25 protein-coding genes are annotated in these 23,887 nt (G+C 63.9%); 16 read left to right on the forward strand and 9 right to left on the reverse strand.

Annotated features, from left to right (window positions below):
- The 12 genes from C1D09_RS32335 to C1D09_RS32390 all read left to right on the forward strand — a co-directional run.
- Window positions 1-1,292 (forward strand): chemotaxis protein MotC (locus C1D09_RS32335; protein ID WP_143977976.1); only part of this gene is annotated, 1,292 nt, incomplete at its 5' end.
- Between the two features lie 272 nt (window positions 1,293-1,564).
- Window positions 1,565-2,668, forward strand: a complete 1,104-nt coding sequence (gene fliK / locus C1D09_RS32340; RefSeq protein WP_246135963.1) for a flagellar hook-length control protein FliK — start codon at window positions 1,565-1,567, stop codon at window positions 2,666-2,668.
- The gene (locus tag C1D09_RS32345; RefSeq protein WP_167514838.1) at window positions 2,598-3,185 is read left to right on the forward strand and encodes a transglycosylase SLT domain-containing protein; all 588 of its coding nucleotides are present in this window, start codon (window positions 2,598-2,600) and stop codon (window positions 3,183-3,185) included. Before fliK ends, C1D09_RS32345 begins: the two co-directional genes overlap by 71 nt.
- A gap of 222 nt (window positions 3,186-3,407) precedes the next feature.
- On the forward strand, window positions 3,408-4,076 hold the full coding sequence (locus C1D09_RS32350) for a response regulator transcription factor (protein WP_019860967.1): 669 nt from the start codon (window positions 3,408-3,410) through the stop codon (window positions 4,074-4,076).
- Between the two features lie 79 nt (window positions 4,077-4,155).
- Complete coding sequence (locus C1D09_RS32355) at window positions 4,156-5,412, forward strand: flagellar hook protein FlgE (protein ID WP_143977978.1); 1,257 nt, start codon at window positions 4,156-4,158, stop codon at window positions 5,410-5,412.
- Between the two features lie 27 nt (window positions 5,413-5,439).
- The gene (gene flgK / locus C1D09_RS32360; RefSeq protein ID WP_143977979.1) at window positions 5,440-6,891 is read left to right on the forward strand and encodes a flagellar hook-associated protein FlgK; all 1,452 of its coding nucleotides are present in this window, start codon (window positions 5,440-5,442) and stop codon (window positions 6,889-6,891) included.
- A 6-nt stretch (window positions 6,892-6,897) separates the two neighbouring features.
- Complete coding sequence (locus C1D09_RS32365) at window positions 6,898-7,941, forward strand: flagellar hook-associated family protein (RefSeq protein ID WP_143977980.1); 1,044 nt, start codon at window positions 6,898-6,900, stop codon at window positions 7,939-7,941.
- A gap of 29 nt (window positions 7,942-7,970) precedes the next feature.
- Window positions 7,971-8,318 (forward strand): flagellar biosynthesis regulator FlaF, encoded by a 348-nt coding sequence (flaF, locus tag C1D09_RS32370; RefSeq protein ID WP_143977981.1) that lies wholly within the window; start codon window positions 7,971-7,973, stop codon window positions 8,316-8,318.
- A complete protein-coding gene (gene flbT / locus C1D09_RS32375) occupies window positions 8,315-8,758 on the forward strand; it encodes a flagellar biosynthesis repressor FlbT (RefSeq protein ID WP_143977982.1) in 444 nt (147 codons plus the stop codon). The genes flaF and flbT overlap by 4 nt, the downstream gene beginning before the upstream one ends.
- Entirely contained in the window at window positions 8,758-9,165 is a 408-nt protein-coding gene (gene flgD / locus C1D09_RS32380; protein ID WP_143977983.1) for a flagellar hook assembly protein FlgD, read from the forward strand. The genes flbT and flgD overlap by 1 nt, the downstream gene beginning before the upstream one ends.
- A gap of 13 nt (window positions 9,166-9,178) precedes the next feature.
- Window positions 9,179-9,445, forward strand: a complete 267-nt coding sequence (fliQ, locus tag C1D09_RS32385) for a flagellar biosynthesis protein FliQ (protein WP_010911298.1) — start codon at window positions 9,179-9,181, stop codon at window positions 9,443-9,445.
- A 262-nt stretch (window positions 9,446-9,707) separates the two neighbouring features.
- Window positions 9,708-11,351 carry an MFS transporter gene (locus C1D09_RS32390; protein WP_143977984.1) on the forward strand — a complete coding sequence of 548 codons (1,644 nt, stop codon included), beginning with the start codon at window positions 9,708-9,710 and terminating at the stop codon, window positions 11,349-11,351.
- Between the two features lie 24 nt (window positions 11,352-11,375).
- On the opposite strand, the gene C1D09_RS32395 is transcribed toward C1D09_RS32390, so the two are convergent.
- The 7 genes from C1D09_RS32395 to C1D09_RS32425 form a co-directional block, all read right to left on the reverse strand.
- On the reverse strand, window positions 11,376-11,744 hold the full coding sequence (locus tag C1D09_RS32395) for a cupin domain-containing protein (RefSeq protein WP_143978017.1): 369 nt from the start codon (window positions 11,742-11,744) through the stop codon (window positions 11,376-11,378).
- A 2-nt stretch (window positions 11,745-11,746) separates the two neighbouring features.
- Window positions 11,747-13,132, reverse strand: coding sequence for an NAD(P)/FAD-dependent oxidoreductase (locus C1D09_RS32400; protein ID WP_143977985.1), 1,386 nt, complete (start codon window positions 13,130-13,132; stop codon window positions 11,747-11,749).
- Window positions 13,133-13,156: 24 nt separating this feature from the next.
- Window positions 13,157-13,504, reverse strand: coding sequence for a TOBE domain-containing protein (locus tag C1D09_RS32405; protein ID WP_246135964.1), 348 nt, complete (start codon window positions 13,502-13,504; stop codon window positions 13,157-13,159).
- A gap of 128 nt (window positions 13,505-13,632) precedes the next feature.
- Complete coding sequence (locus tag C1D09_RS32410; protein WP_143977986.1) at window positions 13,633-14,292, reverse strand: helix-turn-helix domain-containing protein; 660 nt, start codon at window positions 14,290-14,292, stop codon at window positions 13,633-13,635.
- 160 nt (window positions 14,293-14,452) lie between these two features.
- The gene (locus C1D09_RS32415; protein ID WP_143977987.1) at window positions 14,453-16,234 is read right to left on the reverse strand and encodes a chloride channel protein; all 1,782 of its coding nucleotides are present in this window, start codon (window positions 16,232-16,234) and stop codon (window positions 14,453-14,455) included.
- A gap of 157 nt (window positions 16,235-16,391) precedes the next feature.
- Window positions 16,392-16,898: a cupin domain-containing protein gene (locus tag C1D09_RS32420; RefSeq protein ID WP_143977988.1), complete on the reverse strand. Its 507-nt coding sequence runs from the start codon at window positions 16,896-16,898 to the stop codon at window positions 16,392-16,394.
- A gap of 16 nt (window positions 16,899-16,914) precedes the next feature.
- Window positions 16,915-17,643 carry an NAD-dependent epimerase/dehydratase family protein gene (locus C1D09_RS32425; RefSeq protein ID WP_143977989.1) on the reverse strand — a complete coding sequence of 243 codons (729 nt, stop codon included), beginning with the start codon at window positions 17,641-17,643 and terminating at the stop codon, window positions 16,915-16,917.
- Between the two features lie 62 nt (window positions 17,644-17,705).
- Between C1D09_RS32425 and C1D09_RS32430 the strand changes: the two genes are divergently transcribed.
- Complete coding sequence (locus C1D09_RS32430; protein WP_143977990.1) at window positions 17,706-18,185, forward strand: MarR family winged helix-turn-helix transcriptional regulator; 480 nt, start codon at window positions 17,706-17,708, stop codon at window positions 18,183-18,185.
- Window positions 18,186-18,222: 37 nt separating this feature from the next.
- On the opposite strand, the gene C1D09_RS32435 is transcribed toward C1D09_RS32430, so the two are convergent.
- A complete protein-coding gene (locus tag C1D09_RS32435; protein WP_143977991.1) occupies window positions 18,223-18,522 on the reverse strand; it encodes a putative quinol monooxygenase in 300 nt (99 codons plus the stop codon).
- Window positions 18,523-18,635: 113 nt separating this feature from the next.
- On the opposite strand from C1D09_RS32435, the gene flhA reads away from it, so the two are divergent.
- From flhA to C1D09_RS32450, 3 genes are read left to right on the forward strand one after another with little or no spacing between them, the layout of a single operon-like run.
- A complete protein-coding gene (flhA, locus tag C1D09_RS32440) occupies window positions 18,636-20,723 on the forward strand; it encodes a flagellar biosynthesis protein FlhA (protein ID WP_143977992.1) in 2,088 nt (695 codons plus the stop codon).
- Window positions 20,720-21,472 (forward strand): flagellar biosynthetic protein FliR, encoded by a 753-nt coding sequence (fliR, locus tag C1D09_RS32445; RefSeq protein ID WP_038649353.1) that lies wholly within the window; start codon window positions 20,720-20,722, stop codon window positions 21,470-21,472. The genes flhA and fliR overlap by 4 nt, the downstream gene beginning before the upstream one ends.
- A gap of 1 nt (window position 21,473) precedes the next feature.
- On the forward strand, window positions 21,474-21,857 hold the full coding sequence (locus tag C1D09_RS32450; RefSeq protein WP_143977993.1) for a hypothetical protein: 384 nt from the start codon (window positions 21,474-21,476) through the stop codon (window positions 21,855-21,857).
- 45 nt (window positions 21,858-21,902) lie between these two features.
- Here C1D09_RS32450 and C1D09_RS32455 read toward each other — a convergent pair whose 3' ends face one another.
- Window positions 21,903-23,882 carry a hypothetical protein gene (locus tag C1D09_RS32455; protein ID WP_167514839.1) on the reverse strand — a complete coding sequence of 660 codons (1,980 nt, stop codon included), beginning with the start codon at window positions 23,880-23,882 and terminating at the stop codon, window positions 21,903-21,905.
- Between the last annotated feature and the right edge of the window lie 5 nt (window positions 23,883-23,887).

The raw sequence follows: 23,887 nt of genomic DNA on the forward strand, positions 1-23,887 counted from the left end.
CCTACCAGCTGGTGCGCTCGCTGCAGCTGGTCCAGGACCGCATCGCCGCCGGCGATCACGCCGCCATGCCGATGCAGTCCAAGCTGCTCGAGATGATCGATACCCGGTTGCGCGAAGCGGATGCGGAGGACTTCAAGGACCCCAGGAATTTTCGAGCACTCCTGGTCTACGGCATGAGCGGCGGCAATCCGGTGACCGTCGAGGCGGCGGTTTCTCGCGCCAAGTCCGTGGATGCCCAAGATCTCTCAATCGCCAAGGGCGTCATAAACTATCTGGTTGGCCGGCCCGCCGGAGCGATCGAAGTCTTGAGGCCCATCGATCCTATGACGCTGCCCAGCGACCTCGGCGCTTTTCTTGCCTTGGTCAAAGGATCGCTGATGGCGACGGATGACCCGGTGATGGCGCTCACATTGCTCGATGAGGCAAAGCTGCTCAGCCCCGGCACGCTGGTCGAGGAAGCGGCCCTGCGGCGTTCGGTCGGCATCGCCGTGGCCAGGGGCGATGCCGCACGATTCGCGCGTGCTTCCACCCAATATGTCGAGCGCTATCTCTATTCGCCCTATGCCAGCCAGTTCGCCGATTCCTTCGTCTCCGGCGTCATCGCGCTGCATATGTCGATAAGCCACGACAAGCTCGCCGACATCACCTCGATGATGGATCCCGAGCGCGAGAAGGTAATCTATCTGCGCATCGCCCGCCGCGCCGCCATCGACGGCCTCAGCGAATTGTCGGCCTTCGCCTCCGCGCGGGCCGAGCAGGGCCGCGACGGCAACACCAATCAGGGCGATCCGCGCGCCGAGCTTTACTCGAGCCTGTCCACGGTGACTTCCGGTACGATTGAGGATGTCCGCATCAAGCTCGGCAAGATCGATCGCAGCAAACTGTCTGACGGTGACCGTGCCCTGCTCGACGCCGCTCAGGCGATCGCCGGTGAGGTGGTTGCCCCGCCTGCTTCCCTTCCGGCCGCGACTCCGGCCTCTGCACCACTTGCACCGCAGCCCAAGTCTAAGGCCGCCACGCAGACCGCCGACGAGTCCGGATTGCCGCCCGTCGAGGGTGCCGTCTCCGAACAGCCCGCCACCTCGCCATCCCAGCCATCGCCGCCATCCGGCGGGGCCGCGGCCGTAACGAGCGCGTCGCCGCCTTCAGCCGATTCGGCGACGGTCCTGCCGGCATCGGCGCCGGCGGCTTCTGCAACTCCCGACACCACCGATCCAACCGACGCCGCCATGATGAAAACCCGTCGACAGCTCGACCTGATAGACCAGATGCTTGGAGCCGCCCCGAAATGACAGCCCGCCTCGGCCCGGCCCTGCCAGGATTTACCGCCGCGCGCACGGCGGAGCAGCCGGCCGCCCCCGGCAAGAAGGATGATGCTGGCTTCGGCAAGATGGTGCATGGCGCCGCAGGCCATGCGGAAAAGCAGCCGACGACCGAGGTAGGCGGGCGCGATCCGCGCTGGAGCAAGCTTGCCGCCGGCTTGGCGGCACAGGTAGGGGAGGACGAGCCGACGCCGGCAGGCAGGGTGAGGACCACCTCCACCGGATCGACGGCAGCGAAATCCATGAAGGACGGCAAGGGCGTTGAGGCGGACAAGGACGCCGATACCGAAACGCCGGCGACCGACGCCGGTGCAACGCCGCTCGACGATCATCTGCCTTTGCTGATGGCGTTGCATGACCTGCGCCATTTCTCGACATCGGCCAAGTCAGCCGACGCAAGCGGGGCCGGACAGGAACCGGCGCTCGATGGGCAGCTCCTCTCGAAAGCCTATCGGGCGACATCCGTCGCCGGGCACGACGACCTAGAACCGATGCCGAAGCCCGAGCGGGTCTCACTCGTGCACGGGCCGTTGAAGAACCTCGACGGCCAATCGGGCCGCGACGCGAGCGCCGGCACCGGCGCGCCGCGGCGTGACAATGCAATCGCGGCTGGCCCCCTGCCCGAGACGACAACCGCCGATGTGCCGGGCGTCGAACAGAAGCAGGCGGCGCCGCAACTGAAGTCCATCGCCGCCGTCCAGTCCTCGTTGCGGTCGGAGCCGGGAAAACAGCTCCCGGGCCAGGCGCGCGTCGACGTGGTTTCCGAGCGCAGCTTCCCCGCCCCGCCGCAGGCGCCGATGAGCCAGGCAGCCCTCAACGTAATCAACGCCGTAGCGGCCGATGTTGGTCCGCAACATGCGTTTTCGACCGGCTCCGCGACCACCCAGATGGTCGGTTCTGTTGCCGTTCCGACACATGTGTTGAAGATCGAACTTCACCCGGCGGAGCTGGGCATGGTTACCGCCCATCTTCGCCTCTCGGGAGAACAACTCTCGATTGAATTGAAGCCCGAAACACACGACGCCTATCGCCGGCTTTCCAGCGACAGCGAGGCAATCGTAAAGTCGCTGCGCGGGCTGGGCTTCGAGGTTGATAAGGTCACCATCATGCAACCTTCAGTAGCAGTTCCAGCTGCGGTCCGGACGGATGCGACCGCCCCGCTCACCGCCACGCCTGGCCGCGACCAGTCCGCCTTTCAGACCGGAAACTCCAGTGGCGGCAACGGCGGAGCTGGCGGTCAGCAACCGGGCCAGCAGTCCGCAAGGGGTAATCATGATGACGCGCAAGCCCACGGCCGCGCCGCTTCGCCATCTCGCGAGCGCGCTGGCGGCGATATGTTTATCTAGCCTCGCAACCAGCGCCCTCGCCGCCACCAACCCCTGCGAGCCCGAGATCCTGCGCGCTGCCGATCGCTATGGCGTGCCTGCCGGCATCCTCTATGCCGTCGGCTTGACCGAGACGGGCAAGAAAGGCAGTCTTCAGCCTAATGCATTGAATGTAGAAGGAAAAGCGATCTTTCCAAGGAGCCGGGCCGAAGCGCTTGCCACCTTCGCCAATGCCCAGCGCGAGGGCAAGACGCTGATCGATCTCGGCTGCATGCAGATCAACCACCACTATCATTCCTCGCACTTCCGCAGCGTCGAGGATATGCTCGACCCGCGCCAGAACGTCGACTATGCCGCGCGTTTCCTGGCCAGTCTACATGCCCGCCACGAGACCTGGTCGATGGCCGTCGCCCGCTACCATGCAGGCCCCGACAACGACCCGGCGCAGAAGGTCTATGTCTGCAGGGTGATCGCCAATATGGTTGCCACCGGTTTCGGCAAATGGACAACCAACGCCCGCGCCTTCTGCAACCCTTAAGCGTATTTTCTGCTCCTGATGCACCTGTAGTGCTGCTCAGGGCTTGCCGTTTTGACTTACCCAGAGCTTCCCCCCGTAAGCATATCTGGCTGCTCGCTAATGCAACCGGCACGATCCGGACTCCCAAGAAACTAGTTACAAGAAATGACGGTTGTTCAGGATTCCCGCCAACGGTTAGGCCTTTCCCCACGGGGCAAATGTGCTGATTCGGAGGCGGGGCCGATGATCGTGATCGTTGACGAGCGAGAGCTCGTAACTGAGGGATACAATTCACTTTTTGATCGCGAGGGCGTCGCCTGCGCGGGCTTCGCTCCAGGCGAATTCGGCGAGTGGGTCAACTCGGCCGCCGACACCGACCTGCGATCGGTGCGGGCCTTCCTGATCGGCGACTGCCGCGAGGGCGCCATCTCTCCGCGCCAGATCCGCGACCGCACCGGCGCACCGGTCATTGCGCTGAGCGAGCAGCATTCACTGGAAAACACGCTGCGGTTGTTCGAGAGCGGCGTCGACGACGTCATCCGCAAGCCCGTCCATATCAGAGAGATCCTGGCCCGCATCACCGCCATCCGCCGGCGCGCCCATGAGGATGTCGCCTACACCGAGATCGGCGCGATGCGCATCTTCATGGACGGCCGAGACCCCGAGATCGACGGCCAGCCGCTGCCCCTGCCGCGCCGCGAACGCCGCATCCTCGAATATCTGGCGAGCAACCGCGGCCGACGCGTCACCAAGACCCAGGTCTTCAACGCCATCTACGGAATCTTCGACGAAGAGGTCGAGGAGAACGTGGTGGAGAGCCACATCAGCAAATTGCGCAAGAAGCTGCGCGAGAAGCTGGGCACCGACCCGATCGATTCCAAACGCTTCCTCGGCTACCGGCTTGTCTTCTGATGCCGCGCCGCGCCAGCCTCGCGCAAGACAGGACGCGTAGCCTCGCCGCCAGTGGCATGGATATTGCGGAGACATCTCGATGAGCCTCTACGGAATGATGCGGACCGGCGTTTCCGGCATGAACGCCCAGGCCAACCGCCTGTCGACAACCGCCGACAACATCGCGAATTCCGACACCACCGGCTACAAGCGGTCCTCGGCCGAATTCTCGACCCTGATCATGCCGTCGACGGGGGGCGCCTACAATTCCGGTGGCGTCACCACGACGATCCGGCAGGCGGTGAGCGATCCGGGCGTGCTGCAGTATACGACTTCCGTCTCCGACCTTGCCGTCAGCGGTGATGGTTTCTTCGTCGTCCAGGATCCGAGCGGCACGCCTTTCCTGACCCGCGCAGGCGCCTTCGTTCCCGACGCACAGGGCAGGCTGGTCAACGCGGCCGGCTTCCAGTTGATGGCTTACAGCTACGCCAATGGCACGCCGGCGGCGACTGTGAACGGCTTCGAAGGCTTGGAGCCGGTCGTCATCTCCGACCAGGGATTGACGGCAACGCCGAGCACCCTGGGCACTTTCAGCGGCAATCTGCCGGCAGGCGCGACACCGGTCGTCGCCGCCAACCTGCCCGGCGCCAACGCCACCACCGCGCAGTACACCAATAAATCGTCGATGGTCGCCTATGACAACCTCGGCAACAAGAAGCTGCTCGACGTCTATTTCACCAATACGGGTACCGGCACCTGGCAGGTCGCGGTTTTCGATCAGTCGACGGCGACGCCTGGAACATCGTTCCCCTACACTGGCGGCGCGCTCGGCACGGCCAACCTGACATTCGACACCACGACCGGCAAGCTCACCGGCACGCCCACCAGCGTTTCATTTACCGTGCCCAACGGCGCCAGCCTCAATCTCGACCTGTCCAAGCTTACGCAGCTCGGCACAGGCTTCACGGTTTCCGACGCCCAGGTCAACGGCAACGCGCCCAGCACCATCGACAAGGTCCAGATCAGCAAGGACGGCACCATCTACGCCCAGTACAAGGACGGTTCCACCAAGCCGCTCTACAAGATCCCACTGGCCGACGTGCAAAGCCCGGACCAACTCAAGGCCCTGCCCGGCAACGTTTATGCGCAAGGCACCGATTCCGGCGCGATCCGCGTCGGCTTTGCCAATGAAGGCAAGGCCGGTTCGATCATCTCCGGCGCGCTCGAGAATTCCAACGTCGATATCGCCGAGGAACTGACCGACATGATCGCGGCGCAGCGCAGCTACACGGCCAATTCGAAAGTCTTCCAGACCGGTTCCGACCTGATGGACGTCCTTGTCAACCTGAAGAGATAAACCGGGCACGGCCCGTGAAAGACCAGCATGTCGTTATCTTCCGCATTGAGCATCGCCCAATCGGCGCTTATGAGTACCGCGCGTCAGACCAGCGTTGTCACGCGCAACGTCTCGGACGCCTCCAATCCGGACTATGCGCGCCGCATCGCCGTCGTCACCAGCACGGCGCCCGGCGCGCGTTCGGTTGATATCCAGCGCGTCGCCAACGACCTGCTCTTCCGGCAGAATCTCAGTGCCTTGTCGGCTTATAGCGGCCAGAACGCTCTCTACAGCGGCATGGATCAGCTGAACGTTTCGGTCAATGGCGTCGACAATGCGTCCTCGCCCTCGACCGCCATCGCCAATCTGCAGCAGGCGCTGCAGCTCTACGCCACCTCGCCGTCCAACCAGAATCTCGGCTCCAGCGTCATCGACGCGGCCAAGCAGGTCGTGCGCTCCCTGAATGAAGGCTCCAAGGCCATTCAGGATTTCCGCACCCAGACCGACGGCCAGATCGACACGGCGGTCAAGGACCTCAACTCGCTGCTCGGCCAGTTCCAGGACGCCAACCAGGCGGTCATATCCGGAACCCGTTCCGGCACCGATGTTTCCGATGCGCTCGACCAGCGCGACGCGCTGCTGAAGAAGATCGCGGACTATGTTCCGATATCGACCTTCACGCGCGGCGACAACGACATGGTCATCACCACGGGTGACGGCACCACGCTGTTCGAGACGATACCGCGCACGGTGAGCTTCACGCCGGCCGCCGGCTATGCCGCCGGCGCCCCCGGGAACACCATCTACATCGACAATGTGCCGGTCTCGGCGGGAAGCGGCGGCAACACCACCGCCAGCGGCAAGCTCGCCGGCCTGCTGCAGTTGCGCGACGGCGTCGCCTCGACCATGCAGGGCCAGCTCGACGAGACCGCGCGCGGCCTGATCACGGCCTTTGCCGAAACCGCGCCGTCGATGCCCAACGCGGCCGGCCTGTTCACCTGGTCCGGCGCGCCGGCGGTGCCGGCCGCGGGCACGCTGGTCAATGGCCTGGCCGGCACGATCAGGATAAATGCGGCGATGGATCCGAGCGCCGGCGGCAGTCCGACATTGCTGCGCGACGGCGGCGCAAACGGTGCGGCCTATGTCGCCAACACCAGCGGCGGCGCTTCCTATTCCAGCCTCCTGGTTGCCTATGGCGACCGGCTCGACCAGCCGATGACGTTCGACCCCGCCGCGGGCATTTCGGCGACATCAAGCGTTTCCGACTACGCTGCCAATTCGATCGGCTGGCTGCAGGGCATGCGCCAGCAGGCTTCGACCGCAGCCGACGCGAAGGAAGCGCTGGCACAGCGCAGCTCCGAGGCGCTATCCAATGCGACGGGCGTCAATGTCGATCAGGAAATGTCGCTGATGCTCGACCTCGAACATACCTATCAGGCATCGGCCCGGATGATGAAGACCGTCGACGACATGATGACGGCCCTGTTGAACGCGGTGTGATAATCCATGACTTCAGTCTCTTCGGCTGCCCTCACCAATGCCATGCGCTATCAACAGATGCGCATGCAGGCCGACCTCGTCAAAGCCACGAAAGAATCCTCGACCGGCAGGGTCGCCGATGTCGGACTGGCATTGGGCGGACGCACCGCCCAGTCCGTCACCTTCTCGCGCGACCTCGACCGGCTGAACGTGATCGTTGATTCCAACGGGCTGGTCACCGCGAGGCTTGCGTCGACGCAGACGTCGCTCGGCCAGCTCTCCGGGGTGGCGCAGACCTTCCTGTCCGCCCTGACCACCGCGTCGTCGGGCGACAACTCCAACAGCCTGACCCAGTCGACCGGCCAGACGACACTCCAGCAGCTGACCTCGATCCTCAACACCAGCGTCAACGGCGAATATTTGTTTGCCGGCACCAACACGGACGTGAAACCGATCAACGATTTCACGGCCACCGGCTCGGCGGCCAAGGCCGCCTTCGACGCCTCCTTCGTGGCCAAGTTCGGCTTCACCCCAAACGATCCCGCCGCAGCCAATATCACCGCCGCCCAGATGGACGATTTCATCACCAACGACGTCGCGCCGCAGTTCCTCGGCGCGGGCTGGCAGACCAACATGTCCAACGCCACCGACCAGCAGATCGTCAGCCGCATCGCGCTCAACGAAACCACCGAAACCTCGACCAGTGCCAACAGCGACGGCATCAGGAAGCTCGCCATGGCCGCGGCGATGGTCTCTAGCCTGATGTCCAGCAACATCAGCCGGGCGGCGAAGGACAGCATCGTCACCCACTCGCAGACACTGGTCGGCGAGGCGCTGAGCGGCATCGCCCAGGTCCAGTCGGAGACCGGCATCGTGCAGAAGCGCGTCTCCGATGCCAGCGACCGCATGAAGACGCAGATCGATCTGTTCGAACGCCATATCCTCGACCTCGAAGCCGTCGACCCGGCCACGGCCGCCACCAGAGTCGCGGATCTGACACAGCATATCGAGACGTCCTTCGCCCTGACGGCGCGTCTGCAGCAACTCAGCCTGTTGAATTACCTGACCTGACAACTTCCAGCGGAACGGTAGAGCCGACGATGTACCAATTCTCCTACGCCGACGTCCAGAGCACCTCCGTCTCCGACGCCAAGGACCGTGAGCGCGAACTCCTGACCCGCTCGATCAACATGCTGTCGGCGGCCGCCACGGCCGGGCAGGATTCGATGGAGGCGATCGAGGCGCTGAATTTCACCAACCGCGTCTGGACAATCTTCGTCGAGGATCTTGGCTCCAGCGACAATGCACTTCCCAAGGAATTGCGCGCCAACCTGATTTCCATCGGCCTTTGGCTGCTGCGCGAGGCGGAGGATATCCGCCAGGGCCGCACCAACAATTTCGAGGGGCTGATCGAAGTGTCCCAGATCATACGCGACGGCATTCAATGACCAACACGCTGAAGATATCGCTGAAGCCCAATGAGAAGATCTACATCAACGGCGCGGTCATCCGCGTCGACCGCAAGGTCACAATCGAACTGATGAACGACGTGCAGTTCCTGCTCGAAGGCCATGTGATCCAGGCCGACCAGGCGTCGACGCCGCTCAGGCAGCTTTATTTCATCGTGCAGGTCATGCTGATCAACCCGGCCGGCGCTGATGACGCCCGCGAAATGTTCCGCCGTTCGCTGCCGTTGCTCATCGCGAGTTTCGAGGACGCCGAGATCTGCAGCGCACTGAAGCAAATCGACCGTATGGTCGGCGAGGATCATATTTACGAGGCATTGAAGGCGATCCGTTCGCTCTATCCTCTCGAACGCCGCGCCCTTGGCGGCAATGACGATGTTCTGGGCGCACCGCGCCCGCTGGCCGTGGGAGCAAGCTACTGATGACCGTGGACATGACGACGACGATACCTGTTGGCGCCAATTCGACCACCACGTCGACCTCCAAGACGGCGGTCGACTACCAGTCGTTCCTGAAGCTTCTGATCGCCGAGATGAAGAACCAGGATCCGACCAAGCCGATGGATTCGACGCAATACGTCGCCCAGCTCGCCACCTTTTCGCAGGTCGAGCAATCCGTGCAGACCAACACCAAGCTCGACCAGATCATGCAGTCCTCCGCGCTGTCGCAGGCCGATGCGATCATCGGCCGCTCGATCACGTCGGCTGACGGAAAGACGACCGGCATAGTGGCTTCGGTGACGCTCGCCAGCAGGGGACTGATCGCGGTGCTGCAAGATGGCACCACGGTCCCCGTCGGCCCAGGCGTGTCGATCAAGCCGGCAAGCTAGGCCAGCCGCCCGCATGAACGAGGCCGACGCCCTCGACATCGTCCAGTACGCGGTGTGGACGGTGCTGACCGCGTCCGCTCCGGTGGTGCTGGTCGCCATGGCGGTCGGCATCGGCATCGCCCTCATCCAGGCGCTGACGCAGATCCAGGAAATCACCCTGACCTTCGTGCCGAAGATCGTCGCCATCATGCTGGTGGTGGCGCTCACCGGCCCGTTCATTGGCGGCCAGATATCGGCCTTCACCAACGTCATCTTTCAGCGCATCCAGAACGGGTTCTGAAGAAAGCCGCCGAAAACCGCTTCAGAACGTGATGGCTCGAAAAAGCCGGCTCCGGCTATCGGCCGAATTCACCGCGGGCATGCAAGGCGTGCTGCGCGCAGACGAGCCCGGCCCGCCGCAAGCAAAGCTGGCCCTCCTCTATCCCCTTGTTGGACCATGATCTTCCGCGCATGACGTTCGCCCTTTGCGGCACAATGCCATAGTTTCGGCAAACGATGCGGAGAAACCGCAAGGATCAGCACGCTCTGGCAGGAACCCATCCATGATCGACGAGAAACCGGACAGCGAAGGCGTTTCGGCGCTGGCGCCGTTCCGGCATGGCATTTTCCGCGCCGTCTGGTCGGCAAGTCTCGTTTCCAATTTCGGTGGCCTGATCCAGGGCGTCGGCGCCGCCTGGATGATGACCACGATCGCCACCTCGCCCTATCAGGTCGCGCTGGTCCAGGCCTCGACGACCTTGCCGATCATGCTGTTCGCGCTTGTCGCCGGCGCCATTGCCGACAGCTTCGACCGGCGCAAGGTGATGCTGGTGGCGCAGACCTTCATGCTGGTCGTTTCGGTGCTTCTGACGGTGTTCACCTGGTATGGCCTCATCACGCCCTGGACGCTGCTTGCCTTCACCTTCCTGATCGACAGCGGCACGGCACTCAACAGCCCATCCTGGCAGGCCTCCGTCGGCGACATGGTTCCCCGCAACAAGGTGCCCGCGGCCGTTGCGCTGAACTCCATGGGCTTCAACCTGACGCGCAGCGTCGGTCCGGCGATCGGCGGCATCGTCGTCGCGGCCGCCGGCGCCGCGGCCGCCTTCGCGGCGAACGCGGTGAGCTATATCGGCCTCATCATCGTAATGGCCCGCTGGAAGCCGGACGTGCCGGTATCGACCTTGCCGCGCGAGTCGCTGGGTGCAGCCATGGGTGCAGGCTTGCGCTATGTCTCCATGTCGCCCAATATCGGCAAGGTGCTGGTCAGGGGCGCTGCCTTCGGCTTTAGCGCCGGCGCGGTCCTGGCGCTCTTGCCGCTGGTCGCGCGCGACGTCGTCAGGGGCGATGCCTTGACCTACGGCATCATGCTGGGCTCCTTCGGCATCGGCGCCGTCGGCGGCGCGCTGATCAGCGTGCGGCTGCGGCAGTTGCTTTCCAGCGAGACGATGGTGCGCTGTGCCTTCGCCGGCTTCGCCGTCTGCGCCTTCAATGCGGCGCTCAGCCATCACGCCTGGCAGACGTCAATCGGCCTGCTGGTCGGCGGCGCCTGCTGGGTGATCGCGCTCTCGCACTTCAACGTCACCGTGCAGATGGCGACGCCGCGCTGGGTGGTCGGCCGGGTTCTGTCAGTCTACCAGACCGCGACCTTCGGCGGCATCGCGCTGGGCAGCTGGATCTGGGGTGTCGTCGCCGATGCGCACGGCGCCGAGACGGCGTTGATTGCCGCCGCCATCGCCATGCTGGCCGGCGGCGCCATCGGCCTTGTCCTGCCGTTGCCGCAACAGCAGGTGCTGAACCTCGACCCGCTCAACCGCTTCAAGGAGCCGCATCTCGCCCTCGACCTGAAGCCGCGCAGCGGTCCCATCGCCATCATGATCGAATACGTCATCCGGCACGAGGACGAGGCGGAATTCCTCGCCACCATGGCCGAACGCGGCCGCATCCGCCGCCGCGACGGCGCCCGCAACTGGACACTGGCGCGCGATCTCGAAAATCCCTCGGTGTGGATCGAGCACTACCACACGCCGACCTGGCTCGAATATGTGCGCCACAATGGCCGCATCACCCATGCCGACGCCATGGTCGGCGAGCGCTTGCGGGCGCTGCACAGCGGCGACGAGCCGCCGCGCGTGCGCCGCGTCATCGAGCGTCCGACCACCGCCGGCACGGCATTGGTGATGGCCAAGGGCCCGATCGAGCACTGACCCTGTCTGGCTGGCATCAGTCGATCAGCCCGCCGACTGGATCATGTAGAGCTTGCGTGTGGTCTCTCGGATGCGCCATTCGCCCTTCCATCCCCGTGGCAGCACGAGAAGGTCGCCTGGTCCCAGTTCGCGCGCCTCGCCGTCGGCGCGGCTCACCTCGACCCACCCCGAAATGATATGGCATATCTCCGATGACCCCGTGCGGTCGGCGGTGAAGCGGCCGGGCGTGCATTCCCAGATACCAATGTCGACGGTCCCGTCCGGCGATTGGAAAAGCGAGCGCGCCGCCTCGACCTGATTTCCCTCGATGGAGGTCGGCTTGGGTGAGAACGCCCCGATGTCGGCGTTGGCGAGATCGTGGAAGGTCGAAAGGTCGATCAAACTGGTCTCCATCATCAGTGGCCGGTGATGCTGTCGGCGAGCGCGGCCAATCTCGACGTATGCGCAAGCCCGGCGGCTTCGCGCCCGTCGGCGACGCGATAGAGCTGGTACATCGAATGCACGCCGAGCCAGCGGAACGGCTCCGGCTCCCATCGCCTGACCTTGCGGTTGACCCAGGGCAGCTTCGTGAGTTCCGTCTCCTGGCCGAGAATCAGGTCGGCAAGCGTGCGGCCGGAAAGATTGGAGCTCGACACGCCAAGCCCGACATAGCCGCCGGCCCAGCCGATGCGGGTCGCGGGATCGAGGCCGACAGTCGTGCACCAGTCGCGCGGCACGCCGAGCACGCCGCACCAGGCATGCTCGATGCGGCAGTTCGCCGTCTGCGGCAACAGCGTCGTCAGGATCTGGTGCAACTGGTCGATCGTGGCCTGCTGCGTCTGCCCGTTGACGTCGGTGCGCGAGCCATAGCGGTAGGGAACGCCGCGCCCGCCCATGGTGATGCGCCCCTCGCGCGTGCGCTGGGCATAGCAATAGGCGTGGGCGGCGTTGCCGAGAAGCTCGTGGCCCTCCCAGCCGATCTGGCGCCAAAGCTCCGGCGACAGCGGCTCGGTGACGATCTGCGCGCTGTTGAGCGCCAGCCAGGTCCGTTCCTCGCCGGGAATGCCGGCAGTGAATCCCTCTGTCGCGCGGATGATCGTTTCCGCCCGCACCGTGCCGCGATTCGTCGTCACGCTGCCCTTGGCAATGGCCGTCACCGTCGTCTGCTCGTAGATCGGCACACCCAGCCGCTCGACGGCGGCGGCAAGCCCGCGCACCAGCTTGGCCGGCTGCACCCGTGCCTGGCCGTGGACAACGAAACCGCCCATGACATTGCGGATGTTGATGCGCGCCCGCGTCGCCGCTTGATCCAGCATCTCGACGCGGGTCGGGTCGACATCCCAGGCCCGTATCGTTTCGCACTCCTCGCGCGCGCGTTCGAGCTGCGCCGGGTTGGTGGCCACCGTCAGATTGTCGACCCGGCGGATATCGGCATCGATCCCTTCCTCGCTCGCCACCCGGATCACCTCGTCGACGCAGCCCGCCATGGCCGCCTGCATGGCGCTGACACCTTGCCGGGTCGAGGTCCTGAGATATTTTTCGCGCGACCAGGAAAATCCACCCGACAGCCAGCCGCCATTGCGGCCCGAAGCGCCGAAGCCGGCAAATTCGCGCTCGATCAGAGCGATGCGCAGCGAGGGCCTCGCCTTCTTCAGATAATAGGCGGTCCACAGGCCGGTATAGCCGGCGCCGACGATCGCGACATCGGCCTCGGTATCGCCAGGCAACGGTGGCCGGGGCGCGGGAACCCCTCCCAGATCCGCATACCAGAACGATATGTCGCCATTGCGCTTGGCTTGCATGGGATGACTTTCGAATTGACTGGATCAGGTTAGCGTCGCGTCGGCCGAGCTGTCGTCGGCCAGAAGCTTGGCGTCGGCACCGTCGAAGCAGAGTTCCACCTTGTCGCCAAGGCCGAAACTGTCGCCGGTCAGCGGCGAGCGCACGATCGCCATGGAGCCGTCGGCGAGCCTGACTTCGTATTTCGATCCCGAGCCGAGATAGATGGCTTCCGCGATCGTCCCCGGCAGCCGGTTGGTGGTGCCTGCCGCGTCCTGGCCGGGCCGGCGGATGGCGAGCTTTTCGGGGCGCAGCAACATGACCGGGTTGGCTTCGCCGGCGATCCGGCGCGGCGCCGTCACCGTCGCGCCGGCAATGCGCAGCGCCGTGCTCAAGCGACCGGCTTATCCTGCGCGAACGCTCCGGTTGCCAGCATACCAAGCGCCATCACGGCGCCGAGATACAAGGCCTTCGTTTTCTGCATGATTGTCATTCTCCCATTGATGTCCGCATTGGATTGGATCTACCTGGCCGCGAGCGGTTTCCAGGCCGTGTATTGATCGAGTTCGGCGCGCACCGAGGTCGGCGGCGCGATGATCCACATCACTTCGGCTCGGCCACTGCCGATGTTCTCTGAGCGATGCGGTGTCGAGGTCGTGTATTCGATGCTGTCGCCCTCCTCGAGCACGTGGCGCGCCTCGCCAAGCGAGACCTCGACGACCCCGCGCAGCACGACGAGCATCTCGTGCGCGTCCCCATGGGTGTAGCGATCAGGCCCGGTCGAGCCGCCAATGTCGAATTCCCCGACATACACCTCCATGTCGCCCAGTGGCGGGCGCGACAGCAGCATCTTGCGGCAGCCGTCGCTGGGCGGCAGGCTCGGCCGCTCGCTTCGCCTCAGAACGCCATGATTTTGTGCGGTGCTTTCCTCGAACAGCATGGCGACGCTGACGCCGAGCGCTGAAGCCATCTGGTTGAGCGAGGCGGTGCTGGCTCCTGTCAGGCCGCGTTCGAGCTGGCTGATGAAACTGGCGCTCGTCCCGGTTGCTTCCGCAAGCTCGCGCAGGGATAGCCTGCGGGCGAGGCGAAGGCTCTTGATGCGCATGCCCAGCACTTGGTGGGCATGCGTCGCGGCCGGTGCGTCGCGCGTCTTTACCGAAACCTTGTCGGACCCCTTGATCATGCCGTCTCCTCACCGCACTTAACAGGCTGTACAGTACCACTGTACATGTGGCAAGCCGTGAATGGGCGCCAGCACTGCGCAACTCGCTGGGCCAGCCGGCAAGTCGGAAGGGTCACGTGAGCAAGCCGCCGATTGACGAGGGGACGCGTGGCGAGAAGTCTTATCCCTCGCCCGAGAGGTCCCGGCGTGCCTTTTCGAGTTCCTCCGCATAGCGCCGCATCAGATGGCCCTCGGTCAGCAGACCGAGCACGATGTGGTCGGTGAAATCCTCGACGACGGCCAGTTCCTCAGCGCCGGCGCGCTGGAACGTCTCGGCGGCGGTCTGCACGTTCATGCTTGGCACCAGGACGGCATCCTTGTACTGGGCGAGATCGCGCACCGGGACCTCGCCGCCGGCGGGATCGCTGTGCAGTTCGGCCACGATCAGCACGCCGACATACTGATCGCCCGGGTCGACGGCGATGACGCGTTGGGCCGAACCGAGCGGAATTTGCTCGCGGAAGGCGGCAAGCGTCGTCGCGGCATCGATGGTCTTGATGTCCTTGCGCATCATTGAGCCGACGGTGAGGCTGCGCATCCAGCCGACATCGTGGGCGCTGCGGATCGTCTCGCCGCGCAGATGGAAGCGCCATGTCGAGAATGAATAACCGAAGGTCTCGCGCACCAGGATCGCCGCCATGATCGAGGCGGCCAGAACCACCCCGGTGAGCGTCAGGTCGCGGGTTGATTCCAGCGCCAGGAAGGTCATCGTCAACGGCCCGCCGACGACACCGACGGCAAGCGACGTCATGCCGACGACGGCGGCAACCGAAGGGTCGATGCCGGTCGCCGGCGAGACCAGCGCCATCACACCGGCAAACGCCTTGCCGAGCAGGGCGCCTAGAAACAGCGAAGCGAAGAAGAGGCCACCGCGAAAGCCGGACCCCAGCGAGATCGCGGATGCCGCAAGCTTCAGGACGAAGACGCTGGCCACCACGGCCAGCCCATAGTTCATGGCGAATTCGCGATGCAGGGCGCCATGGCCGCTGGACAGGACCTGCGGCGTGATCAATCCCAAAAGGCCGACGACGACGCCGCCGATGAGGGGGCGCAGCGAGGTATCGACCGACATCCTGTTGAAACCGCGCTCGATCAGCGTCACCAACTGCATGATGGCGATCGAGGCCGCGCCGCCCAGCAGTCCGAGCAGCAGGAACGGCACATACTGGCTCGGGGTCAGTTGCGGCAGCCCTGAAAGCTCGAGCGGAAACGGCACGCCCCCGAACATTTCCGCCGTCAGCGAGGCGGAGATCGCGGCCGTCATGACAGGCGCGACATTGGCGACCGAGTAGATGCCGATGACCAGTTCGAAGCCATAGAAAGCGCCGGTCAGCGGCGCGTCGAATGCGGCGGCTATGGCCCCGGCCGCCCCGCAGCCGACGAGGATGCGGACGTCGTTCCGGCGCAGCTTGAACACCCGCGCCAAACGCGACGCCACGCCGGAGCCAACCTGCGTATATCCTGCCTCCAGACCAACCGACGCACCGAAACCGCTGGAGATCATAGTCTGGCAGACGATGATGAAGGTATCGGTCAGCGACATGCGACCGCCATAGAGCGCGTTGGCCTCGATCGGATCGACAGGTGTCCGGAATCTGCGCTTTCTCAGCCAGATTACACTCAAGCCGAGCAGGATGCCGCCAATTGCCGGGATCAGTGCCTGCATCGGATTCGCGAGCGAGAACATGCCGGAAAGCCGGCCACCGGGCTGAACGCCGAACAACAGCCCGTGCAAGTCCTGCACGATCTGGCTCATTGCCGTGACCAGTATGCCCGCCATGACGCCGACGACGCCTGCCAGCATGACGACGGCGATGCCGCGCGCTTCCAGCAGGGGAATTGACCTCAGAAGCACCGCGCGCAGCCGGCGGGCATAGACTTGTGGTTGGTTTCTGGAAAGCACTCGGGCGGCTCGCCGATATCAAAAAGGCAGACCCGCCTGATACGCCGGGCGGCACGGCATGACAACCACAATGGCGACATCAAAGGCGCCATTATGGCCGCAAACCCCGGCTGGTGAGGTCTTCCCACCTCTAATCGAGAGGCAATCGGTTCTGTCGTCAGTCCGGTATGGTCAACGCCCCGCAACCATCGTCGGCGATGAACGTTGCCAGCAATTCGGCTGGCTTGGTGGCACTGGCATTCTCGGCGAAGAGATGGACCGTGCCGGGCGGCTCGAACCAGGTCTGCCCCGGGCCATAGGTACCGGCGGGACCACCTTCCAGCTGCGACCGCAGCGTGCCTTTCAGGACGAAGGCGCTCACCGAGCCCGGATGCCGGTGGCGAGGCGTGAAACCGTTTGGCGGAAATGCCACGATCACCGTGGTGATCGACTTGCCCGGCACGTTGGGCAGCTTTTCGCAGGAAATCGGCGTGACGACCGTCTTCGGCCGTGCTCCGGCAGCGCCGTCCGCATCGGCGTTCGCCATGTGCGTGTGCATGGCATCCGGCATGGTGCCGATGAAGTCCAGGCCTGCCCACTTTGCCGCCAGCGCGAACAGGACCCCGACAGCGCTGAGGGCGATGAGGGATTGGCCGGTGCGCAAGCGAGCTTGATTGCCGATCATGTCGATGTCTCCGAATTCAGGCAGGCAAGCGGAAGTCCGCGCGCCAACCCAGTTCCTCGACCGCCTTCTGCGTCGAGACGGCCTGGTTGGGCTCCGCCACGTTGAAGATGCCGGGCGCGCCCTTGTCGAGCGCGAGCAGTGCGGCATGGGCGGCGGCATCGACATGCAATGGCGACGCGCCGGCGGCGGCATGGGTTCCCGTCCCCGGCCCATAGAGCTGGCCGTATCGCAGAACGACACCCGCGAATGGGGCGTCGAGAACGGCCCTTTCCAAGGCGATGACGCCACTGACGCTGATGCCGCGAGTGCCACTCGCGCCGCCATCCAGCGGGTCGGCTTCGCCATGCGGCTCCGGGCCTGGCGCATAGGCCCAGGCGATGCTTTGCGCCACCATGCGCCGGACACCGGACGCAACGGCGGCCGCGACCAGATTGCGCGTGCCTTCGTCGCGGATGCGGGCATTGCGCACGACCGCCTCGCCCATCCGGCTCGGATCCAGCCCTGGCGGCAGGTCGGTCAGCTGATGGACGACGATATCAGGCTTGGCGGCAAGCATCGCGAGCAACAATGTCTCGGCATCGAAGACGTCCACGACCACCGGCTCGGCCCCGAGGGCGCGCAATGTCGCGGCCTTGTCAGCGTTACGCGTGGTGCCCGTCACCTGATGGCCCGCGGCCAGAAGTTGCGGGATCAGCCGCTGGCCTATGGCGCCGGAGGCACCGGCGAGAAAGATTCGATGACCCATCGCCATGGGCTCCTTGTTGTCATAATATCAGCGCACGAACAACATATAAGAGCTCTTACATTATGCGCAAGCCAAATCCGCATGCGTCGATACCCGCCCCCGGCGAAGGCAAACGCGGCGAGGAAGGCTATCTCGGCTACCTGCTTCGACAGGCGGCCGGCGCGCATCGGCTCAGAATGGACCGGGCGCTGGGCGATCTCGGCGTGACGCAGCCGCAATTTGCCACGCTGACCATGCTTGCCGCCTACCCCGGCGTCTCCAACGCCGACCTGGCCCGGCTGGCGCTGCTCACCCCGCAAACGCTCAGCGTCATCGTCGCCAATCTCCAGCGGGCCGGCTCGCTGGTGCGCAAGCCGCATGCAGTTCACGGCCGCATCCAGCACATCGATCTGAGCGACAGCGGCCGCGCACTGCTGAAAAAATGCCGCGAGCGCGTGCAGGCGATCGAGAACGAGCTGACGCAGGGGCTGTCGGAAGCGGAAGAACGCGCCGTCAGGCGCTGGCTGGTCGGCGTCGCCACGGCCGCTTCGTCCAAGTCCTGATTGTCTGCCGGTTGCTGTCCAGTCGAGCAGCGGTCGATCAGGTGGGCATGCGCTCGCCGGCTTCATACAGCACGAGATTGCGCTCGCCGATGCCAAGCGCCGGCCAGCTCGCCCGCCACTCGGCAAGATGCGGCGCACGGAAATGCGCATCGAGTGCCGCTCTGTCGCGCCACACCTCGGTGACCCGGATCAGCCCCGCATCGAGCACGTCGCGCGCATAGGAATATTCGAGGCAGCCATCCTCGGCGCGGCTGGCTAAAACCATGCCCTCCATGGCCGGCCTTGCCTCCTCCAGCTTTCCGGCGGGCAAGCGGATCGTACCGATGATGAGGAGCATGGATTCCCTTCCTTCGCGACATCAGGTCAAGCCACTCTCCCACCCTCGCGCAAGCTTGGCCAGCTACCCTCGCCGGGCTGTCCAGCGCGGCAGTCTATGGTTCGAGGACTTATATGGCGATCAGCGAAAGCATCCAGCCCGGCGCGGTGGCCAAGAATGGCCGCGACATCTTCTTCGCGATCGGCATCGTCATCATCCTGGCCGTGCTGTTCCTACCGATCCCGGCCTTCCTCATCGACATCGGCCTCGCCTTCTCGATCGCGCTTTCGGTGCTGATCCTGATGGTGGCGCTGTGGATCCAGCGGCCGCTGGATTTCTCCTCATTTCCGACCGTGCTGCTGATCGCCACGATGCTGCGGCTATCGCTCAACATCGCCACCACGCGCATGATCCTGTCGCATGGCAATGAGGGCACGCACGCCGCCGGCTATGTCATCGCCGGCTTCTCCAAGCTCGTGATGGCCAGCGACTTCGTCATCGGCCTCATCGTCTTCATGATCCTGATCGTGGTGAACTTCATCGTCATCACCAAGGGTGCCACGCGTATCGCCGAAGTCGGCGCCCGCTTCACCCTCGACGCCATCCCCGGCAAGCAGATGTCGATCGACGCCGACCTTTCCGCCGGCATGATCGACGACAAGACCGCGCAGTTGCGCCGCCGCGAACTGGAGGAAGAAAGCTCGTTCTTCGGCTCGATGGATGGCGCCTCGAAGTTCGTGCGCGGCGACGCCATCGCCGGGCTCATCATCACCGCCATCAACATCGTAGGCGGCATCGCCATCGGCTACATCAGGCACGGCATGGGCATGGGCCAGGCCGCCGATGTGTTCATCAAGCTGTCGGTCGGCGACGGTCTGGTCACTCAGATCCCGGCGCTGATCGTTTCGCTCGCCGCCGGCCTGCTGGTTTCCAAGGGCGGCACCCGCGGCTCGACCAACCAGGCCGTTTTCGGCCAGCTCGGCGCCCATCCGCGCGCGCTCTATGTGGCGGCGGCGCTGCTGGTGCTGCTCGGCCTGATGCCAGGCCTGCCGCTGTTCCCCTTCTTTGCGCTGGCCGGCGGCATGGCCGGCCTCGGCTACATAATCCCGATGCGTGCCAATCGCGTCCTCGCCGAGGCGGAGGCGCAGAAGACCCAGGAAAAGGCGACCAAGGCCGAGGAAGAGAAGAACTCGGTAAAGGCCTCGCTTGCCACCGCCGAGATCGAACTGCTGATCGGCAAGCAGCTGTCGACCCGGCTGCTCGTGTCACATCAGGAGCTGGTCTTCCGCATGGCCAAGATGCGCAAGAAATTCGCCCAGCAATACGGATTCGTCGTGCCGGAAGTGCGTGTCGCCGATGATTTCGCCATCCCGCCGAAGAGCTATCAGATCAAGGTGCACGGCACGGTGGTCGCCGAATATTCGATGCGTGTCGGCGAGATCATGGTTCTGCTCGGCAGCCGCGAAGTACCCGATATCCCGGGCGAAGAGATCCGCGAGCCGGCGTTCGGCATGCGTGCCTATTCCGTCATGGAGACTTTTGCCGAGGATCTGAAGCGGGAGAACTACACCTTCGCCGACAACATGTCGGTGCTTCTGACCCATCTCTCGGAAGTCATCCGCAACAACCTACCGCAGCTTCTGTCCTACAAGGACATGAAGGCGCTGCTCGAGCGCCAGGACCAGGAATACCGCAAGCTGGCCGACGAGATCTGCACCACGCACATCTCCTATCCCGGCCTGCAGGCGGTGCTGAAGCTGCTGCTCGCCGAGCGCGTCTCGATCCGCAATCTGCACCTGATCATCGAGGCCATCGCCGAGATCGCGCCGCATGTGCGCCGTACCGAGCAGATCGTCGAGCACGTCCGCATCCGCATGGCCCAGCAGATCTGCGGCGATCTTTCGGAAGGCGGCGTGCTCAAGGTGCTGCGGCTCGGCAACCGCTGGGATCTCGCCTTCCACCAGAGCCTCAAGCGCGACGCCAAGGGAGAGGTGCGCGAATTCGACATCGATCCGCGCCAGCTCGAGGAATTCGGCCAGGACGCCACCAAGGCGATCAAGAAATTCCTCGAGGCCGGCGAGCGCTTCGTTCTCGTCACCGCGCCGGACGCCCGCCCCTATGTGCGCATGATCATCGAGCGGCTGTTCACCACGCTGCCGGTGCTCTCCCATGTCGAAATCGCCAAGGGCGTCGAGATCAGGGTGCTCGGGACCATATCGTGAGCGTTCTCTCGCAGAGCGTCGTCATCGCGGCGTTCCTCGCCTTCTGCCGCATCGGCGCCTGCTTCATGCTGATGCCGGGCCTGTCCAGCGCCCGCGTGCCGGTGCAGGTCAGGCTGTTCGTGGCGGTCGCCGCCACCGGTGGCCTGCTTGCCTTCCTTTGGGACCGCATCATTCCCTTCGTCGATCCGCGCCCGCAGATCCTGGTGCCGATGATCATCTCGGAACTCCTGGTTGGTGGGCTGATCGGCGCCATGACCAGGCTCTACATGGAGGCATTGCGCTTCATGGGCTCGGCCATCGCCATGCTGATCGGCTATGGCGGCTCGGGCGGGCCGGCGATCGAGGAGCCGGAACCGCAGGCCGCCCTTGCCGCCATCATCTCGTTCTCGGCGCTGTTGATGTTGTTCGTCTTCGACTTCGACCACGAAATCGTCCGCGCTTTGGTGGCGTCCTACACGGTCGCGCCGGTCAACGTCTTCTTTAACCCGCAGGCCGCCCTCGTCGACATCACTGACACCGTGTCGGACACCTTCTTCCTGGTCATCCGCCTCGGCAGCCCGTTCGTCGCCTATGCCATTCTGGTCAATCTGACGATCGGCTTCGTCAACAAGCTGACCCCGCAGATCCCGATCTATTTCATCTCCCAGCCCTTCGTCATCGCCGGCGGCATGATCATCTTCTATTTCGCCATCGGCACCATGTTGTCGCTGTTCGTCGACGGGTTCGTCGACTTGACTTTGGCGAGGTGAGATGAGCACGCGCAAGGATCGTCTGCGGAAACTGGTCAAGGTGCAGGAGCAGCTGAAGGCGCTGCACGAGACCCGCCACGCCACCTTTCTCGCCGCGGCACAGGCGGCGGAGACCGAGGCCAAGGAATTGATCGGCCATTTCGACCAGGACAATTCGCTCTCCGGCCTGTTCCCCGATCTCTATCACCGCCGCATCGCCCAGGCGGTGGTGCGCCAGGAGAAGAGCCTGGAAAGCGCCAGGCAGGAGGCCGGCCTCATCGCCACGGCAAATGCCCGCACCAACATGGTCGAGCGCGCCTACAAGGACGTGCGCAACCGCGACGAACGCGAGAGCGCCGACCGCGAACGGCTGGATCTGATCGCGCAGAAGCGGAACGAGGAATAGCTGCGGGCATTTGGGTCAAGCATGTTTCTCAGAGCCCATCGGTTTCTATTTCTGAGCGCTTCTTACCGCTGCCCGGAACTTTTCAACCGTGGTGAGAGCCTTGTTCACCCCATCGCTCGCGTAGTAGCTTTCGCCCGCCTTGACGTTTCTGAACTGGCCTTTGGTAGCAATGGGCACCGGCATGGAGGCCCATTCCTTGGCGAGGTTTAGTGCGAATTGATCCTCTGACATGTTGCCACTGAGGAAGGCGCCGAGGCCTCGCTGCTTCATCAGCGCTATTGCCAACCTGTCCTGGTTGCCTGAAGAGAAAATGTCGGCGGGCCCGATGGCGCCATTGGTTATCAGGCCTTTCAGGGTGTTTCTGACGATCTGATACTTGCCGCAGGCGGACGAGATCCTGTTCTGAGCGACCAACTGGTCCTGGAAGATCAAGATGTCCCGTAGGGTCATGCTTACCAATGCAGGATTGTTGGTGTTTCTGGAATGAGCAAAGTAGGCATTGTAATTGTCGCCGCTCTCGAACTGGCCGATGAAATCGAGCAACGTGTTGAACTGTCCAGCGTCAGCGGCTCCCATGGCAGCGTCACTGGCATTGTTATCGGCGGCCTTCTGCGCGCTCTGCCAGCGGATGACGATTATTTTCGAGCGATCAAACTTGGTTAAAGTCACGCGGTCGCTCTGGTTACCGCCGAGCAACTCGACCTGCGCGTTGTCGGAGCCCAGATAGCGTGAAAAGAAGCCGACATGGCTCGCGCTGGACGAATTCTTGTCCGGCGAAAGCACCACGATCGCGCCCCGCGGCGGATTGGGATCACCGAGCTGGATGCTCTCGTTGCCGAAGGATTGCCAACTGCCCGCGCTTAGCGGATTTCCCCTGATCGTCTTGAGAAGAACGGGACTGGCGGTTTTCACGCAGAATCCGGCAAAGGCGCCGCACCATGGCGGTATGGCAGCCCCATCGCGAAGGGGTTGGCCAATCGACTGGAAGTACCCCCGAATGCGGGTCTGCGCGGCCGGTGTTGTCTCGTCACCCAAAGGTTCCCAAGCCACCCGCTCGGCGTCAGCAACCGCAAACCATGACGCCACACCATCAGCCTTTGGCAGATCCTCCGGAGCCTGCTGCTGGATCAATGCGAACGCCTTGGCGAAAGCAGCTCCCAACAGGTTCTGGACATTGACGATCGCCCCGTCGACCGTTTCGATGACACCCGAATCCCAGTCTTTCAGCACATTGTCTCGTGTCTTGAGATACGCTTGCACATCCGCATCACTGAACGATTGCCTGAGAACGGCGTCAACCGCGGTCCCGCCCTGGCCGGCAAGTTTCAGGGTTCGAAAACTCGTGGCTGTCGGCAAGCCGAACATGTGAACCAGCAGAACATCGATATAGGCAGGAATGTAGGGTCCAGCGACGGTTTGCGTATCCCTTATGCCGGCCGCCGCATCGTTCTGTGTGATTGCGGCTGACATGTCGGACATCGCCTTGCGGGCGAGAAATGCCGCCCCGGCAATTTGATCGAGGCCAATATCGCGACTGGCCGCTGAGTAGTCGGCTGCTATCGGGTCTGCCAGGAATGTCGCCCATTCCGTGGTGGTTAGTTGGAAAGGCCCGGTTCCGTCTCCGGGGGGTGTCTTGGGTCCGATGTTGCCAAGTTTGTTCTTCGTCTCGATGAGAACCCAAGCTATCAGGTAGTCTGCCGCCACGAAGAACGGACTATTTTTACCTTGACCGTTGATCCAGAACTCCGCGTCGATACATGCATTGATGAACGACCAGACACCAAATTCGATGCGCGGCGGGGCTTCCGCTTCTTTGAGCAACGGGGTTCCATCGCCGTTGACAAGCTTCATCCAACCAAGCCGCGGCACCAGCAATTGCGAGAGGACAGAGAGTTGTACCCACTGGTTGTCGGGACTGGCCGCAATCTGCGTTCCGATTTCACCATTAACCACCATCGGCCCGTCATCGCTGTCGACGCTCGGTTCCTGCTTCATGAAAACAGTCTGCAAAACCTCTTGGAACATGTGAT

Origin of the sequence: Mesorhizobium intechi, from assembly GCF_002879535.1 — a bacterium.
Classification (GTDB): Bacteria; Pseudomonadota; Alphaproteobacteria; order Rhizobiales; family Rhizobiaceae; genus Mesorhizobium; species Mesorhizobium intechi.

Coding starts and splice junctions, on each gene's coding strand:
- C1D09_RS32365 (WP_143977980.1), top strand. CDS start 6,898: ATGACTTCAGTCTCTTCGGCTGCCCTCACCAATGCCATGCGCTATCAA.
- C1D09_RS32400 (WP_143977985.1), bottom strand. CDS start 13,132: ATGCAAGCCAAGCGCAATGGCGACATATCGTTCTGGTATGCGGATCTG.
- fliK (WP_246135963.1), top strand. CDS start 1,565: ATGAAGGACGGCAAGGGCGTTGAGGCGGACAAGGACGCCGATACCGAA.
- flgD (WP_143977983.1), top strand. CDS start 8,758: ATGACCGTGGACATGACGACGACGATACCTGTTGGCGCCAATTCGACC.
- C1D09_RS32395 (WP_143978017.1), bottom strand. CDS start 11,744: ATGGAGACCAGTTTGATCGACCTTTCGACCTTCCACGATCTCGCCAAC.
- C1D09_RS32435 (WP_143977991.1), bottom strand. CDS start 18,522: ATGCTCCTCATCATCGGTACGATCCGCTTGCCCGCCGGAAAGCTGGAG.
- flaF (WP_143977981.1), top strand. CDS start 7,971: ATGTACCAATTCTCCTACGCCGACGTCCAGAGCACCTCCGTCTCCGAC.
- C1D09_RS32420 (WP_143977988.1), bottom strand. CDS start 16,898: ATGATCGGCAATCAAGCTCGCTTGCGCACCGGCCAATCCCTCATCGCC.
- C1D09_RS32455 (WP_167514839.1), bottom strand. CDS start 23,882: ATGTTCCAAGAGGTTTTGCAGACTGTTTTCATGAAGCAGGAACCGAGC.
- C1D09_RS32450 (WP_143977993.1), top strand. CDS start 21,474: ATGAGCACGCGCAAGGATCGTCTGCGGAAACTGGTCAAGGTGCAGGAG.
- C1D09_RS32355 (WP_143977978.1), top strand. CDS start 4,156: ATGAGCCTCTACGGAATGATGCGGACCGGCGTTTCCGGCATGAACGCC.
- flbT (WP_143977982.1), top strand. CDS start 8,315: ATGACCAACACGCTGAAGATATCGCTGAAGCCCAATGAGAAGATCTAC.
- C1D09_RS32410 (WP_143977986.1), bottom strand. CDS start 14,292: ATGATCAAGGGGTCCGACAAGGTTTCGGTAAAGACGCGCGACGCACCG.
- fliQ (WP_010911298.1), top strand. CDS start 9,179: ATGAACGAGGCCGACGCCCTCGACATCGTCCAGTACGCGGTGTGGACG.
- flgK (WP_143977979.1), top strand. CDS start 5,440: ATGTCGTTATCTTCCGCATTGAGCATCGCCCAATCGGCGCTTATGAGT.
- flhA (WP_143977992.1), top strand. CDS start 18,636: ATGGCGATCAGCGAAAGCATCCAGCCCGGCGCGGTGGCCAAGAATGGC.
- C1D09_RS32345 (WP_167514838.1), top strand. CDS start 2,598: ATGACGCGCAAGCCCACGGCCGCGCCGCTTCGCCATCTCGCGAGCGCG.
- C1D09_RS32350 (WP_019860967.1), top strand. CDS start 3,408: ATGATCGTGATCGTTGACGAGCGAGAGCTCGTAACTGAGGGATACAAT.
- C1D09_RS32430 (WP_143977990.1), top strand. CDS start 17,706: ATGCGCAAGCCAAATCCGCATGCGTCGATACCCGCCCCCGGCGAAGGC.
- C1D09_RS32390 (WP_143977984.1), top strand. CDS start 9,708: ATGATCGACGAGAAACCGGACAGCGAAGGCGTTTCGGCGCTGGCGCCG.
- C1D09_RS32425 (WP_143977989.1), bottom strand. CDS start 17,643: ATGGGTCATCGAATCTTTCTCGCCGGTGCCTCCGGCGCCATAGGCCAG.